Annotated in this window: 11 protein-coding genes; 8 read left to right on the top strand and 3 right to left on the bottom strand. The window is 44.6% G+C overall.

Annotated features, from left to right (window positions below; genetic code table 11):
* Positions 1-3: 3 nt before the first annotated feature.
* From C8U37_RS11610 to C8U37_RS11595, 4 genes are all read left to right on the top strand, one after another.
* A complete protein-coding gene (locus C8U37_RS11610) occupies positions 4-1,938 on the top strand; it encodes an oxidoreductase (RefSeq protein WP_108033387.1) in 1,935 nt (644 codons plus the stop codon).
* 609 nt (positions 1,939-2,547) lie between these two features.
* Entirely contained in the window at positions 2,548-3,255 is a 708-nt protein-coding gene (gene rluF / locus C8U37_RS11605) for a 23S rRNA pseudouridine(2604) synthase RluF (protein ID WP_108033386.1), read from the top strand.
* 138 nt (positions 3,256-3,393) lie between these two features.
* A complete protein-coding gene (ilvD, locus tag C8U37_RS11600; protein ID WP_108033385.1) occupies positions 3,394-5,106 on the top strand; it encodes a dihydroxy-acid dehydratase in 1,713 nt (570 codons plus the stop codon).
* Positions 5,107-5,122: 16 nt separating this feature from the next.
* A complete protein-coding gene (locus C8U37_RS11595; protein WP_245879830.1) occupies positions 5,123-5,467 on the top strand; it encodes a metal-sulfur cluster assembly factor in 345 nt (114 codons plus the stop codon).
* Positions 5,468-5,584: 117 nt separating this feature from the next.
* Here the strand turns inward: C8U37_RS11595 and C8U37_RS11590 are convergent, their stop codons facing one another.
* Together C8U37_RS11590 and fabV are read right to left on the bottom strand one after the other, a co-directional pair.
* Positions 5,585-6,346: an AIM24 family protein gene (locus C8U37_RS11590; RefSeq protein ID WP_108033384.1), complete on the bottom strand. Its 762-nt coding sequence runs from the start codon at positions 6,344-6,346 to the stop codon at positions 5,585-5,587.
* A gap of 108 nt (positions 6,347-6,454) precedes the next feature.
* Positions 6,455-7,651 (bottom strand): enoyl-ACP reductase FabV, encoded by a 1,197-nt coding sequence (fabV, locus tag C8U37_RS11585; RefSeq protein ID WP_211306222.1) that lies wholly within the window; start codon positions 7,649-7,651, stop codon positions 6,455-6,457.
* A gap of 294 nt (positions 7,652-7,945) precedes the next feature.
* Between fabV and licT the strand changes: the two genes are divergently transcribed.
* The 3 genes from licT to C8U37_RS11570 all read left to right on the top strand — a co-directional run bounded on the left by licT (position 7,946) and on the right by C8U37_RS11570 (position 12,287).
* Entirely contained in the window at positions 7,946-8,779 is an 834-nt protein-coding gene (gene licT, locus C8U37_RS11580; protein WP_108033383.1) for a BglG family transcription antiterminator LicT, read from the top strand.
* Between the two features lie 121 nt (positions 8,780-8,900).
* Positions 8,901-10,814, top strand: a complete 1,914-nt coding sequence (locus tag C8U37_RS11575; protein ID WP_108033382.1) for a beta-glucoside-specific PTS transporter subunit IIABC — start codon at positions 8,901-8,903, stop codon at positions 10,812-10,814.
* Between the two features lie 45 nt (positions 10,815-10,859).
* Positions 10,860-12,287, top strand: a complete 1,428-nt coding sequence (locus C8U37_RS11570) for a 6-phospho-beta-glucosidase (RefSeq protein WP_170100281.1) — start codon at positions 10,860-10,862, stop codon at positions 12,285-12,287.
* A 129-nt stretch (positions 12,288-12,416) separates the two neighbouring features.
* Here the strand turns inward: C8U37_RS11570 and C8U37_RS11565 are convergent, their stop codons facing one another.
* Entirely contained in the window at positions 12,417-13,667 is a 1,251-nt protein-coding gene (locus C8U37_RS11565) for a dicarboxylate/amino acid:cation symporter (RefSeq protein ID WP_108033380.1), read from the bottom strand.
* 568 nt (positions 13,668-14,235) lie between these two features.
* On the opposite strand from C8U37_RS11565, the gene C8U37_RS11560 reads away from it, so the two are divergent.
* A complete protein-coding gene (locus tag C8U37_RS11560; RefSeq protein WP_108033379.1) occupies positions 14,236-15,588 on the top strand; it encodes a citrate transporter in 1,353 nt (450 codons plus the stop codon).
* Positions 15,589-15,603 lie beyond the last annotated feature (15 nt).

Genomic DNA, 15,603 nt, shown 5'->3' with positions numbered 1-15,603 from the left:
AAAATGAATTTTGAGAACTTGTTTACCCCATTTAAAATTGGGAAAATGGAAGTGAAAAACCGTATTGCCATGGCACCGATGGGGCTGAATGCCGGACATAAGGACGGTACTATCGATACAGATGAAATCGATTACTTTGAAGAAAGGGCAAAAGGCGGTACAGGGATGATCATCATGGGATGCCAGTTCCTGACTCAGGAACTGGCCCAGGGTTCCCTTGAAGGTTATCTGGACTCAACGTTTGTTATTCCACAGCTGACGACACTGTGTGAAGCGGTTCAACGTTACGGAACGAAAATTGTTGCCCAGTTGAGCTGTGGTACCGGCAAAAATGCGTTTGCCAATATGTACGGCGAACCACCAGTATCGGCATCACCCATTCCGTCCATGTTCAATCCTGACTTAATCTGCCGCGCTTTAACAGTGGAAGAAATTAAGACAATTATGAAGCAATTCACATATTCAGCTAAACTGCTGAAAGATGCGGGGTTTGATGCGATTGAAGTTCACGCCCATGCAGGATATCTCGTTGACCAGTTCATGAGTGCTATCTGGAATAAAAGAGAAGACGAATACGGCGGAAGTCAGGAAAAACGTATGCGCTTTGCGGTGGAAATCGTTCAGTCGATCCGCTCAGCCATCGGTCCAGATATGCCGATTATTTTCAGAATGGCAATGAAACATAATTTTGAAGGTGGCAGAACACTTGAAGAAACACTTCCGTTATTAAAATATCTGGAAGATGCTGGCGTTGATGCCTTTGATATTGATACCGGCAGCTATGAAAATATTGATTATATCTTCCCACCGGCATATCTGGGGGATGCTTGTATGTCTGAGATTTGTGAACCGACAAGAAAAGTAACAAGCAAACCAATCTTAAATGCTGGTAACCATACACCGGAAACCGGGCTGGCTCTGATTGAGGCGGGACATGCGGATTTCGTTCTGATGGGACGTCCGCTGATTGCAGAACCTCACATGGCGAAGAAACTGATGAAAGACAAGAGAGCCGAAGTACGTCCATGTATCCGTTGTAATGAAGAATGTATCGGAAGGATTCTCAACCGTCTGACCAAAATCAGCTGTGCCGTCAATCCGGCTACGGGATTTGAAAAGCGCTTCGAGCTGGTTAAGACCACTGATCCTAAGAAAGTAGTTATTGTCGGCGGTGGCCCAGGCGGTATGGAAGCGGCACGCACAGCGGCTTTGATCGGACATGACGTTACGCTTTTCGAAGCAGCGAAAAGTCTTGGAGGCCAGTTGAGAAGTGCGGCGACACCTTCATTCAAAAGCCAACTTAGAGAATTAGTGACTTGGTACATACATCAGCTGGAAATTCTGAATGTTAAAGTGGAATTAAATACAATGGTTACCGCAGATTCATCTGTGCTTGCTGAGGCGGATGAAATCTTTGTTGCGACGGGAGCGGTACCAGTGAAAGTGAACATCAAAGGGATTGAGAACACAGTTGATATCCTTCAGGCTCATCTGGATGAAAACAGATTGGTAGGCGACCATATCATCTATTGTGGCGGCGGTTTATCCGCATGCGATTCGGCAATTGAAACGGCTATGAAAGGGAAAAAAGTCACCGTTGTCGAAATGCTGGATGAAGTTGCAATCGGTGATCACTTTATAAATAAAGCTTCCTTGATTCCAATGATGATTAACAACGGTGTGACAATCTGTACAGGACACAAGGTGCTTGAGATCCTGCCAAACGGCGTCAACGCGATGAAAAAAGACGGTACAGAAGTGTTTATCGAAGGAACGACGGTTGTAGCGTCCTTCGGTATGGTTCCGAATACCGCAGTTGCAAGAGCAATTGACGAAAAGTATCACAACAAGACACGGATCATTGGTGACTGCAATAATGTCGGAAAAGTGGGCGGCGCTGTACGAACTGGTATGTATGCGGCGATGAGTATCGATTAGAAGAGGTATTAGATAACGTTTCTGGCCAGATTTCTTGAATAAATGACATAGAATAATGATACAGAATTAGTTAAAAGTGCTTAGGTGTATGTGGAGGATAAGAGAAACCAAGTATCAAAATCTCACCGCATTCCAGAATGTGTTGACTGAAAAGCGATTCAGGGATTGGAATACTATTCTGCTTTCCGCTAAACTAGCCAAACTGAAGGCAATTTAAAACTCTGCTGGAAACAAAACTGATTATATCCATGAAAAACCAGACAAATAAGAAGGCCAAGACCCCAAACGCGGATCTTGGCCTTTTCTTTTTGCCTAAAACTAAAAAAGAAAGAGGGATGAATCATGTTTGAATCAAAAACACCCGTTTTGAGACCATGGGCATTGCTGAAGAGGTACCCATTACCACTCTACCACGCAGAATTTTCTGTGGTCCTTGATTAATGATCAAGTGAGCCACGGGAATCAACTGGATTAATTTCAAAAATTTGAACTCCTTCATGATAGAAGTGCACATATTAACCGTATTTCTCTTACAGAGTGTCTTGATTTACGCCCGGTATCAAGTATAGTATGTAGTGAGAATAATCCTCCAATTAAGGAAGTGTCAGTATGCGTATCAATCAATATATCAGTGAAGCGGGAACAACCTCCAGACGAGGGGCCGATAAATTAATTACCGAAGGACGCGTTACCGTCAATGGGAAACGGGCAACAGTAGGCATGCAAGTAGAGCCAGGGGATGACGTGCGCGTAAATGGAAACCAGATTTTTGTAGCGCGGAACAATGTTTATATTGCTTTAAATAAACCAGTGGGCATTACCTGCACGACAGAAAAAGGGGTAAAGGGGAACATTGTGGATCTGGTCAATCATTCGTTCCGGGTCTTTCATATCGGGCGCTTGGATAAAGATTCTGAGGGCCTGATCCTGCTTACGAATGATGGGGACATTGTCAATGAAATTCTGCGTTCCGAGAATCAGCATGAGAAGGAATATGTTGTTTCCGTTGACCGCCCCATTACGCCTGAATTCTTGAAGAATATGTCGGAAGGCGTCAAAATATTGGATACGGTCACGCTGCCTTGTAAAGTAGAGCAACTATCAAAATATGACTTTAAAATTATCTTAACCCAAGGGCTGAATCGGCAAATCCGCCGCATGTGCGAAGCCTTGGGATACAACGTTTACCGATTGCAAAGAACCCGAATCATGAATATTAACTTAGGGACGCTTCCTATTGGACAATGGCGGTATTTATCCAAAAAAGAGAAGGCTCGGTTATTTGAAGACTTAAACTATGAGGCCAAAGAGTGGTAAGCATAAGCAGTAAATTTTTGTGATGTCTTGGATTTGGATTGCCGAGGGTGTACCCCGATAGTTTTTTATCGGCAAAAATGCTACAATTCGATTAATAGTAAGTAGCTTTGCGCATGAAAAATCTGGGAGGGCTTTGGGATGGATAATGAAAAAAACAAAAAAGATCTACGCATAAACAGCTTCGTTTACGATGGGGTTGTGAAGTCGCCAAACCGTGCGATGCTACGCGCGACAGGCATGCATGACGAAGACTTTAAAAAGCCTATGGTCGGAGTGATCAGTACTTGGGCAGAGAACACACCTTGCAATATCCACTTGAATGACTTGGCTGCAATCGCAAAAGACGGCATCAAGAAGCAGCGCGGTTGGCCAATCCAGTTTACGACAGTGACTGTTTCGGATGGCATCGCCATGGGCACACCGGGAATGAGTTATTCGTTGCCTTCGCGTGATCTGATTGCGGATTCGATCGAAATTGCGGTCGGCGGCCAAAATCTGGACGCATTCATCAGCATCGGCGGCTGTGACAAGAACATGCCGGGCTCTGTCATTGCGATGGCCAATGCGAACATTCCATCCATTTTTGTTTATGGGGGCACGATCGCTCCGGGGCAAGATGAGGATGGCAACGACATCGACCTCGTATCCGTTTTTGAAGCCATCGGAAAGTGGAACAACGGCGAAATGACGGAAGAAGAAGTACGGGCGATCGAATGCAACGCCTGTCCTGGACCAGGGGCTTGCGGCGGGATGTATACGGCCAACACAATGGCATCGGCGATTGAAACGATGGGGCTGGGCTTGCCGGGGTCATCGTCAAATCCTGCTGCAACCGGTGATAAATTGAAGGATGTCTTCGAAGCAGGCGAAGCAATCATCGGCTTGATCGAAAAAAATATCCGTCCGCGCGACATCATCACGCGTAAATCTCTGGAAAATGCCGTGGTGATCACGATGGCATTGGGCGGATCGACTAATGCCATCTTGCATATATTGGCAATTGCCCATGCCGCTGAGGTGGAATTTGCGATTGAGGACTTCAATGATATCCAAAAACGGGTACCGCATTTGGCCAATCTGAAACCTTCGGGAAAATATGTCTTCCAAGATCTATACAATGTCGGAGGGGTGCCCGCTGTTCAAAAATACTTGCTTGATAACGGCTTGCTGCACGGTGACTGTTTGACCGTAACCGGAAAGACACTGGCGGAAAATCTGGAAAATGCAGCACCGTTGGCAGAAGGCCAGGACGTGATTATGACGCTTGAAAATCCAAAACGTAAAGATGGCCCGTTGATTGTCTTGAAAGGGAATCTTGCCCCGGATGGCGCTGTCGTCAAAGTTTCCGGACTGAAGGAACGTCGCCATGAAGGGCCAGCGAAGGTTTTCAACACCGAAGAAGCGGCAATCGAAGCGACCCTGAATGGTGAGATTGTCGACGGAGACGTGGTGGTTGTCAGGTTTGTCGGGCCAAAAGGTGGGCCGGGTATGCCAGAAATGTTGTCCTTATCAAGCATCATTTCCGGCAAAGGCATCAAAGTTTGTCTGATTACGGATGGCCGTTTTTCAGGTGGTTCACATGGATTCGTGGTTGGGCATGTCGCACCGGAGGCACAAGATGGTGGCCCGATTGCCTTGCTGGAAACGAATGACACGATCATCATTGACCAGGATACACGCGAATTGACGATGAACGTATCCGATGAAGAGTTGGCCAAGCGACGCGGAAAACTGGTATTGCCGCCTTTAAAAACACGGGGTGTCCTGGGCAAATACGCGCACATCGTGTCCTCCGCATCGAAAGGTGCCGTCACCGACTTCTTCAACCGCAATCCATTTGAGGAAAAGTAAAGGAGGGTGCCGCATAGTGGAAAAGGGCATCACGTACACTGGTCTAGCCGATCAGCACAAGGAAGAACTGGAAGAAAAACTGATGAGCGTCATGGATACGGAAATCGGCCTCGATATCGTCAATCTCGGATTGATTTATGGCATCGACCTGGATGATGATGGGGGTTGTACTGTCCGATTAACGTTCACAGGCGCCGGCTGTTCTTGTTCGGAGCATATTTTGAAGGGAGTCCATGAACAGCTTGAGCCGCTGGATTTCGTCAATGAGTTAAAAATTAAGATTGTGTGGAGTCCCGGCTGGGTGTTGGATCGCATCACTCGCTACGGCCGCATTTCACTGGGAATCAATCCCGGCAGATAAGAAAAAGGATCGGAGCAAAGTGTTTTTGATACACTTTGTTCCGATCCTTTTTGAATGAACTCAAGTATTGCTGGATTCGTAAACGAATTGGTGTTGACAACCATATTGCAGCAAGATTTATCGAAGAACGGGCGCCATCAAAACTTTGCCTGTTCCGCGATAGACGTTAACCAAACCTTCGCCGGATGCGGCTGAACCCAGTAGTGTCTGGCCCGATCTTGATACTGTAAATTCTAGGCTGCCGGACCAAGCGATCGCCATATTTCCATCAATCTTCAATTCATCATTTTCCAACTCTATTTCTATCAGTTCTTCTCTGGGTACATACGATTCAAGTGCGACAATTCCTCCACCAGAAAGACCTAGGTTGAAAAGACCTTCTCCGCCCATTGCAACAGAAGAAAGGTTAGACCTCATAACGGCTTTATGGTTCAATTCTGAATCGCAAGCCAAAAACAATCCATCTTCGATCACTATTGAGCCATTCCAGTCATCAACATCAATAAGCAAAATATGCTTGTAGGTTGGCTCTAATACGAGTTTGCCGGTTCCGGTGTATTCAGGCTTAATTGCAGATTCATTGGTAACCTTTCCTCGAAGAGCTTTTCCAAAAAAATCGCCCACGCCTTTAATACCTGTCGTAGCACTGACATTCCCCACCATCCACTGCATAGCTCCTGATTGAACGGTAATGTCGGAACGGCTGACATCGCATACCAACTGTCTTCTTCTGACGTTCATTTCAGACGCGTAGTATGCAGCTTGAGCTGTCAGATGATCGACACTCAAATCTTTCAAATATTCCACTACCTTAAAAGCGCCCAGCTCTTCGACAATCTTCACGTCATTATTATCTTCAAAATTTTTTATTCTGAACATATTCGTTTTCCTTCTTTCTTTTATAGAAGCAGAAAAGTCTTGACTCTCAGAGCCAAGACTTTTCATTCATTGTTGTGGATAAAGTTTGATTGGAGTCACTGAAATAATTTAATATTCCAATGCCTTCAATTCTTCAATCGTCACGTCTTGCTCAATATAGCCATCAACCATGAATCCACTTAAAATTGAAAACTCTTTATAAAGGATGTCATAAGCTGCTAGTTCGGTATTGAAATTCTCTTTATTCAATTGTTGGATCAGTGCCTTCGTTTGGGCTTGCGTGTCGCTGTCAAGTTCCCAGCTATCCGGTCTCAGGCGGCCAGCTTCGTCATACTCAGCCTTAGTACCATAAACCATGTCGCGATAGATGCGGTCGATGTGCATGATCGGTGTTTCGTGGGTGCCTTTTTCCGTCATGACTTTGTAAAGACCGATGCAATAAACCGGGAAAAACGGAATGACCGAGCTTGCTTTGGTGGTAACGGCAGTGGCCACGACAATTTGAGCTTTTCCGTTGATGTCAGCCAAAAACGCATTGATAGTCTTCGCCTTTTCATCACAGTCTGCTTTAGCAAGACCAAGGGTGCCGCCACCATAGTAAGGACGGTTCAGCTCTGTTCCCAAATAAGAGTAATTTGTCGTGAGAACCCCATCGGCCAATACATCGGCTTCTTTCAACGCTTCCATCCATAATTGCCAGTCTTCTCCACCCATAACTTTGAGCGTACCAGCGATTTCTTGGTCAGTTGCTGGTTCCAGCGTTTCCGTATAGAAATCCTGATTTTGCATATTGATATTAGGGCCAACCACTGGCTCCCCAAGGGCTTTGATTGCGGAAGTGTACGTCTCTCCTGTATCGGGATCAGTCCTTCTGCCGCTTGCCAAGCTATAAACGACCAGGTCCACTTTGCCCCCGAACTCGTTCTTGATATACTCGATGACTTCTTGCTTGCTTTCGTGGCTGAAGGCGTCCTGTACAAAGTTTTTGGCGATCAGATCTTCTTTTTCAGCCGCTTCGCGGAAAGCGATATTGTTGTACCAGCCGGCTGTACCCAGCGACCGTTCGTTTTTCGGTCCTTTTTCATAAGAAACGCCGATCGTATCCGCTCCTGCACCGAATGCCAGGCTGATTCGGGTAGCCAAGCCATAGCTTGATGACGCCCCGATGATCAAGACCTTTTTCGGTCCCTGATAAGTTCCTTTATTTTTCACATATTCGATTTGATTCAGTACTTCTTGCTTGCATCCAAGCGGGTTTACGCCTAAGGCTACATTTCCCCGTAATTTTTGTTCAAATTTCAACATGGTTCATTTCCTCCATTAAAATGTCATAAGGATATAATACCAGAAAATGCTACGCAAGAATAAATTATCTGCTGAAATTTTGGGGATTAGTTAGTGGCGTCTCAAAACTTTCAGGAAAAGGCTTGCAATAGCACTAATTATTTGTTAAGATTCCTCTAGAAGATTTAACAGGATGGGTTGTTACTGGTAAAGCAGGCTACACCACTTTAAATGGATGAATAAACAAAACCATTGTTTATTAACTATTGAGAGAGGGGGAGGCTTGCTTTTTTTTGTTGAAAAGAGAGGACTCAGATGAAAATTGAGAAAATCATAAATAATAATTTAGTCAAATCGCGAAATGACAGAAATCAAGAATTGATCGTGATGGGAAAAGGGATTGGCTTTAAAAAAGACGTCGGAACGGAAATTGATGAATCTCTGATCAGCCAAGTGTATGTCAGCGAAGACAATACCTCATCAAATAAGTTGGCTGAGATATTGGCATCGGTCCCAATTGAAATTATTCAACTGACGAATGAAATTGTAGGTTTTGCACGTGCTTCGCTAGGGAAAAGATTAAGCGATAATATTTATTTGACCTTGACCGATCATATCAGTTTTGCGGTAGAACGATTCAGAGAAGGGATTGCGATTGAGAATGCGTTGCTTTGGGAAATCAAACGGTTCTACAATCATGAGTATCTGATCGGCAAAGAAGCCTTAACGATCATCGAACAACGAATCGGCATAAAATTGCCAGAAGATGAGGCGGGCTTCATTGCGCTTCATTTCGTCAATGCGACAATGGATTCACTTGGGATCGAGAAGGCGGCACAGTTGGCGCAGACGGTTCAGAGTATACTGAATATCGTGAAGTATCACTTTAATATTGATCTGAACGAGTATTCGATCCATTATGAGCGCTTTGTAACCCATTTAAAGTTTTTTGTTCAACGCATCATCAGTGGTACCGAGTTAAAAGATGATGAAGATAGCTTTATGCTGGCCCTAAAAGAACGGTATATGGACGAATACAAGTGTGCCTTAAAGATTGAAAAGTTCATTGAGCAGGATTTTGGACGTTCATTGACCGATAATGAAATCATTTATTTAACGATTCATATCCGTCGTGTCATTAATCAATAATAAACGGGATTGTTACTATTTAATTAGGCTATACCCAAGTAAATGCTACCGCTTAAGCGGCCTAGTCTTTATTTGGGTATTTTTGTTTGGAAAAAATTAAAAAAGGAAAGTTGGGAGTAAGTTGGATTATAAAGATTTAGGCAAGACGATATTGGAAAATGTGGGCGGAGAAGCGAATGTGAATGAATTGACCCACTGTGCAACGCGTTTGCGTTTTAAGTTAGCCGATACCAGTAAAGCGAATATGGAAATATTGAAGAACACACCGGGCGTAGTAGGGGTAGTCAACAAAGGGGGACAATACCAGGTCATTATCGGAAGTGATGTCGGTAAGGTCTACAGGAGCATCAACGAACAAAGTAATCTGGAAAGTAAAACAGGTGCAACTTCCGAGGCCCCGGAAAACCAAACCCGATTTGAAAAAGTGATTGCCGCCATTTCAGGTATCTTCACACCGATTTTGCCTGTAATCACTGCTGCCGGTTTGATCAAAGCGGTGTTGTCCATTTTGACGGTCCTGAAAATCACAGAAAATACCGACATGAACTATCAAATCTTGAACTTTATCGGAGATGCTGGATTCTACTTCTTACCGATTTTCATCGGGGGGACTGCAGCGCGTCAATTCAAAGCAAATCCTTACTTAGGGATGTTGGTGGGAGCAATTTTCTTGCATCCAAACTTCACAGGGATGGTCAACATTGCGAAAGAAACTGGCGAAGGAATCAGTCTGTTTGGTCTGCCGATTCAAGCTGTAGGATATTCGTCATCGGTTATTCCGGTCATTTTATCAGTAGGACTATTGGGTTACGTGGAGCGTTTTGCAGATCGTATCTCGCATAAAACGGTAAAATTCTTTACAGTGCCATTGATTGCGACTTTATTTACGGGCGTAATCGGATTGACTGTATTAGGACCCTTGGGCTCCGTGTTGGGTAATTACTTGGCGGATTTCTTCCGCTGGTTGGAAACATTCGGCGGTTGGGTTGTTCCTACTGTCGTAGGTACTTTCTCACCTTTACTTGTTATGACGGGTACTCACTATGGTTTAGTCTCGATCGGGATAAACAATCGTGCAACAATTGGTTATGACACAGTAGCTTCAAACGGTATGTTAGCGTCAAACGTTGCTCAGGGTGGTGCTGCGCTCGCAATTGCTTTCAAAACAAAAGATACCAATAAAAAAGCAATGGCTTCATCAGCAGGTCTGACAGCTATCATGGGAATTACGGAACCGGCCTTATTCGGTGTGACCCTGCAGAACAAAGCAGCGCTGACTGGTACGATGATTGCGGGTGGTATCGGTGGTTTCATTATGGGTATCTTCGGTGCACGTAACTATGCCGGCGGTTCACCAGGCCTACTGAGTTTGGGAAGTTACATCGGTGAGAATACGTTACATTCTTTCTATGTAGCGGCTGCTACATTAGTGATTTCAGTTATCGTTTCTTTCGTAGTGACGTATATATTATATCGAGATGAAGAAACACTGGATGCTGTACAGCCGGTTGAAACAACCACTGCACAAACAGTTGCAACAGCTGCAGCGAACCCATCAGCGACTCATTCAGATTTTCTGACACAAGATAGCATCGTTGCTCCAATGGCCGGTCAGGTTGTACCTTTATCGCAAGTGGATGATCCTATCTTTGCGCAGGCTATTCTTGGACAAGGCGTTGCAATCATGCCAACAGATGGCTTGATCAAATCACCGATCAACGGTGAAATCGTTACAATATTCGAAACAAAACATGCGATCGGTTTAAGGACAGATGAAGGCATTGAAATTTTGATTCATATCGGTTTAGACACAGTTCAATTAAAAGGCGAACACTTCAAGCAATTAGCGCAAGCAGGCCAACGGGTAACAGTCGGTACGCCCATTGTTGAAGCTGACTTAGAAGCTATTAAAGCTGCAGGCTACGATATCATCACACCTATCGTGATCACCAACACAACTGATTTCAGCGAAATCTTAAGTACAGGCGAAGACAAAGTCAATGCTGGAGATTCCATCATAAAAGTGATTAAATAATGAATTCCATATAAATGCATCAAGGGGGACAAGGATTTGGCAGCAATGAGAAAAGACTTTTTATGGGGTGGCGCAACAGCCGCGAATCAAGCAGAAGGGGGCTATTTATCGGGTGGTAAAGGGCTGGGCACGGTGGATGTCATCCCTCAAGGGGAATACCGCTCAGCAGTGATGCAGGGATTGCGTAACTACAAAGAACTTCCGGAGGGATTATTCTATCCCTCCCACGAAGCGATTGACATGTACACACACATCAAAGAAGATATCGCCTTGATGGGAGAAATGGGCTTCAAGGCTTACCGTTTCTCAGTCGCGTGGTCGCGTATTTTCCCTACGGGTGAAGAAGAGCAGCCGAACGAAGAAGGGTTAGCTTTTTACGAAATGATGATCGATGAGTTACTGAAGCATCATATCGAACCTGTTATCACGATTTGCCACTTTGACGTTCCGTTAAATTTATACAACAAGTATGGCTCTTGGAAGAACCGTAAAATGGTCGATTTTTATGCAAAATATGCGAAAGCATTGTTCGAACGTTTCAATGGGAAAGTACGTTATTGGATGACATTCAACGAAATCAATATGTTGTTGCACTTGCCGTTTATGGGAGCAGGCATCAGTTTTGACGAAGGCGAAAACAAAACGGCTGTTTTATATCAATCGGCCCACCATGAGTTGATTGCGTCAGCGTTAGCAACCAAGATCGCAAAAGAGATCAATCCGGATTTCCAAATCGGCTGTATGATAGCGGCAGGGCAATACTATGCCCAAACTAGCCATCCGAACGATGTGCTGGCAGCTAACCAAAAGAACCAGGATAACTTTTTCTTCATCGATGTGCAATCGCGCGGAGAATACCCTGCTTATGCCTTGAAATTCATGGAACGTGAAGGCATTGAGTTGGAAATGCAAGATGGCGACTTGGAATTATTGCGTAAAAATACAGTGGACTACATCGGGTTCAGCTATTACTCTTCGCGAATGATCGGTACACTGAATCCCGATACAGACGTCACAAGTGGGAATGTCTTTCCTACTTTGCGCAACCCGCACTTGCAAGCCAGTGAGTGGGGATGGCAAATAGATCCAGTAGGGTTGCGTATCACCATGAATGCCTTGCACGACCGTTACCAAAAACCTTTGTTCATAGTTGAAAATGGTTTGGGGGCAAATGACACAGTCGAAGCAGATGGTTCCATCAAAGACGACTATCGCATCGCCTATTTATCGGCGCACATCAATGAAATGATCAAAGCGGTGGAACTGGATGGCGTGGACTTGATCGGCTACACGCCATGGGGGTGGATCGATATCGTCAGTGCTTCTTCCGGCGAAATGAAAAAGCGTTACGGTTTCGTCTATGTCGATCTGGATAATGACGGTAACGGCACTTTCGAACGCTCCAAGAAAAAATCTTTCGACTGGTACAAGCAAGTCATAGCTACGAACGGTGAAAGTGTACGCGTTCAGTAAGCTGCTGTAGAGCGCGTCTAGTTTAGATTGAGACATCTTAAAAATATAGTGAATTAGTCAACAAAAAAGCCAAAGCGACATTTAATTGTCACTTTGGCTTTTTTTTTGTTCAATAGGTATATAGTAATTTCAGGAAACATCCGTTGCTTGGTTCAGGTTTGCTTCTTTGATGCTTTGGTGATCCAGTTCTCCTTCGCCGTAAGCGAGAATCATGGCAATCGTGGCGTCGGCATCGACATTGAGTACCGTCCGGAACATGCCGGAGAACCAATCGATACCAGCTAACAGACCGATGCTTTCCGGCGGCAAACCAAGTGCCGGGATAACGATCGTTAAGGCAACCAGCCCGCCGCCGGGAACCGCCACTGTGCCTAGTGTGGCCAATGTCGACAAGGTGATTGTTTGAATCGCATTTGCTAAAGTAAATTCCAATCCATAAAACTGCGCCAACGTGATAGCGGCGATGGCAAGGAAGAGCGACAAGCCGTTACTGTTCATCGCCATGCCCAAAGGACCGACCAGTTGGGAGATGCGGCGGCTGACCCCGAGTTTGTTCTCCTGATCTTCCATCTTGACCGGAAGCGTAATGGCTGACGAGGTCGTCGTAAAGGCCATTATGGTCATGCGCGACAAGCCCTTAACAATGTGGGCAAGATTCACTTTAGTAATGGCGCTGGTGATCGAAATCCATAGAACTAAGAATATCACAGAACCAATTGCCATCGCTAAGAGAAATTTCGCCAACGGCAAAATCACGGTCAGGCCGATTACACCGGTGACATTAGCCAGCAACGCGAAAATTCCTAAAGGCGCCAAGTGCATCACGGTAGTGACTAATTGGAGAATAACCTCATTTAATTGTGAAATCGCTGCTTTCAGCGCTGTCAAATCCCGACGCGTACTCAACAGACTGATCGATAAGCCGAATAATAAGGAAAAGATAATGACTTGAATCATGTTCCCCGTACTCATTGACTGAACAACATTCGACGGGAAAAACGCTAAAATAACATCGGTGACACTGCCGGTCATAGTCGCAACTTCTGCAGAGGCATCAATTTGCATATCAACTCCGGCTCCTGGTTGAATCAGATAACCCAACACCAAGCCCAAAGTTGCCGCAAGAGCTGTCCCGCCGAGAAACCAAGCAGCCATCTTGCCGCCGAGTTTCCCCAATATTTGTGGATCGAGTGTGCCGACCGCTTCAATCACTGCGCCCATAATCATAACCACCACTGCCATCTGAATCAGCCGCAGGAAAATTTGCCCGATTACTGCAATGGGCGCAATCGCCGGTCCGAAAATTAAGCCGGCCGCAATACCGAATACCATCGCGATCATAATTTGATTGGTCATGCTGATTTTCTTTAAAGATTTCATATATACTCCTCCTTAAAAAGAAATAACAATTCCTTGTGCGTCACAACTGTTGCTTCGATTGTAGATAGCATACCTCCCGTGCGATTGAACTGTAGCAATCTATCGCTTCATTTATCAAACCGTCCCATTTCCTGACTGTTCTTGTTCAGGCTAACCAAGAGAACCTCCTTTAACCGTTTGATTTAAATATATAGCGCTTTCATATCTGGCGCTATGACTTAATACATATAAAATCCACTGCTTTCGTTCAAAATGGTTATAGATTAATCATTGATATTAGTGTATTAAATATATGGATGAATTGGCGGCTGTAAGATTTTCTCACTGACGAACGCAAGGGAGCTCAGGGATCATTTTCCAAGAAATATCGAATCGGGATAATCGGCCCTGCCAATTTTATCCTCCAAGGATAAAATTGGCAGAGGTTTTTATCTTTCATAACAGTTGTATGCGGATACAATGAGAAATATAATGTGTTAAACAGGGGGGACGATAAAATGAATGTGTGCCAAATTTATAACTCGTGCTTCCTTTGTAAAAAATAATTATCAAGAAGGAGTACGCTAACATGAAGAAGATTTTATCTTTTTTAGCCGTTTTCACAGGTTTATCATTTTTAATACCGACGTTTGCATTTGCGCAGTCGGATATCCAAAGTATCCCTGCACCTGAAGGCTTTATGGCTTTTGCAAGTGTGATCCCGATTATCGTCATTTTAGTTCTTTTATTCAGGAAGGTTGATATGCTGATTGCAGGCTTTGTGGGTGGGGTTCTTGCAATGGTGATAGGCGGAATCACTCTCGCGCGAGCGAATGAACTACTGCTTTCTTCCATTCCGACAATGTTGACGATTACAGTTCCGATCATCAATTCAGCAATCGCTACAGCCGTGTTTAAATCTGGGGGCTACAGCTCCGCTTTAGCATTGGTTCGTCGTGCAATCGGTGAAAAGGTTGAATATTTTGCTGCATTTATTGTTATTCTTATGGCGGCTGCAACCTATATGTCCGGTATTGGTGGGGGAACAGCCATGGTATTGGCTCCGTTGGCTTTCGCTGCCGTAGGTGCTATTCCTGAGTTGATCGCTGCAATGTGCTTAGCTGCTGCTGTATCTTTCACAACGTCACCGGCTTCGTTGGAATCCAGTATTGTAACGAATTTAACCGGCGCAAGCATAACCGATTACATCTCCACTATGCGTCCGTTTTGGTTGCTGTTTGTTCTTATCGCGGTTCTTATCGGATTTTTTGGAGCTAAAAAGAGAAAAATTTTATTCCAAGGAGAAGAAGACGAAGCAATCAAGAACAAAACAAATAAAGAACTATTCATCAACACGATTCCGGCAATTTTTCTTTTGTTTGCGGTAATCGCGGGTCCAGTAATCAACAAAGCAATCGGTATGCCTATTCTCGGGCCGTTGGCATATTTGGTCATAACAATCGGCTTGATTGCAGTGTGCACAGATTTCAATTTGAAACAGTCCTCTACCGCGCTGGTTGAGGGGTCAAACTATATTTTGACGCGTTTATTCCAAGTGGGTATATTCATTACGTTCATCAATATTATCGGAGAAACAGGTGCATTCAGTGCGATTGTTGAGACTGCTAAGCTTGCTCCGGAAAACTTCTTGGTGCCTGCACTTGTCATTGCGGGTTATGCGGTCGGAGTTCCAGCAGGTGCGTACGTTGGGACAATTCTGACATTGATTCTGCCGATTGCAGTTTCTTTAAACATTCCGCTATTGGCGGTAGGTTTCATCACGATGGGTGTCGGACTGGGAAGCCAGATGAGTTTCGTGAATATTACGATGCAAGCTCAATCATCCGGTTTTGATATTCCGATCCTTCAAGTGGTTAAAGGAAACAGTAAATGGATTTTGGCTTCTCTGGCATTACTTGTCGTTCTATCATTTGTTTTATAAAGAAAATAATCGGTA

The organism is Trichococcus patagoniensis (assembly GCF_003051085.1).
GTDB classification, from domain to species: domain Bacteria; phylum Bacillota; class Bacilli; order Lactobacillales; family Aerococcaceae; genus Trichococcus; species Trichococcus patagoniensis.
Note: the sequence above shows the minus strand (reverse complement) of the source record. Positions and strands in the feature narration are given on the sequence as shown.

Bases quoted from the DNA above. Each gene is read 5' to 3' on its own strand.
- C8U37_RS11610 (WP_108033387.1), top strand. From the start codon at position 4: ATGAATTTTGAGAACTTGTTTACCCCATTTAAAATTGGGAAAATGGAA.
- rluF (WP_108033386.1), top strand. From the start codon at position 2,548: ATGCGTATCAATCAATATATCAGTGAAGCGGGAACAACCTCCAGACGA.
- ilvD (WP_108033385.1), top strand. From the start codon at position 3,394: ATGGATAATGAAAAAAACAAAAAAGATCTACGCATAAACAGCTTCGTT.
- C8U37_RS11590 (WP_108033384.1), bottom strand. From the start codon at position 6,346: ATGTTCAGAATAAAAAATTTTGAAGATAATAATGACGTGAAGATTGTC.
- fabV (WP_211306222.1), bottom strand. From the start codon at position 7,651: ATGTTGAAATTTGAACAAAAATTACGGGGAAATGTAGCCTTAGGCGTA.
- licT (WP_108033383.1), top strand. From the start codon at position 7,946: ATGAAAATTGAGAAAATCATAAATAATAATTTAGTCAAATCGCGAAAT.
- C8U37_RS11570 (WP_170100281.1), top strand. From the start codon at position 10,860: ATGAGAAAAGACTTTTTATGGGGTGGCGCAACAGCCGCGAATCAAGCA.
- C8U37_RS11565 (WP_108033380.1), bottom strand. From the start codon at position 13,667: ATGAAATCTTTAAAGAAAATCAGCATGACCAATCAAATTATGATCGCG.
- C8U37_RS11560 (WP_108033379.1), top strand. From the start codon at position 14,236: ATGAAGAAGATTTTATCTTTTTTAGCCGTTTTCACAGGTTTATCATTT.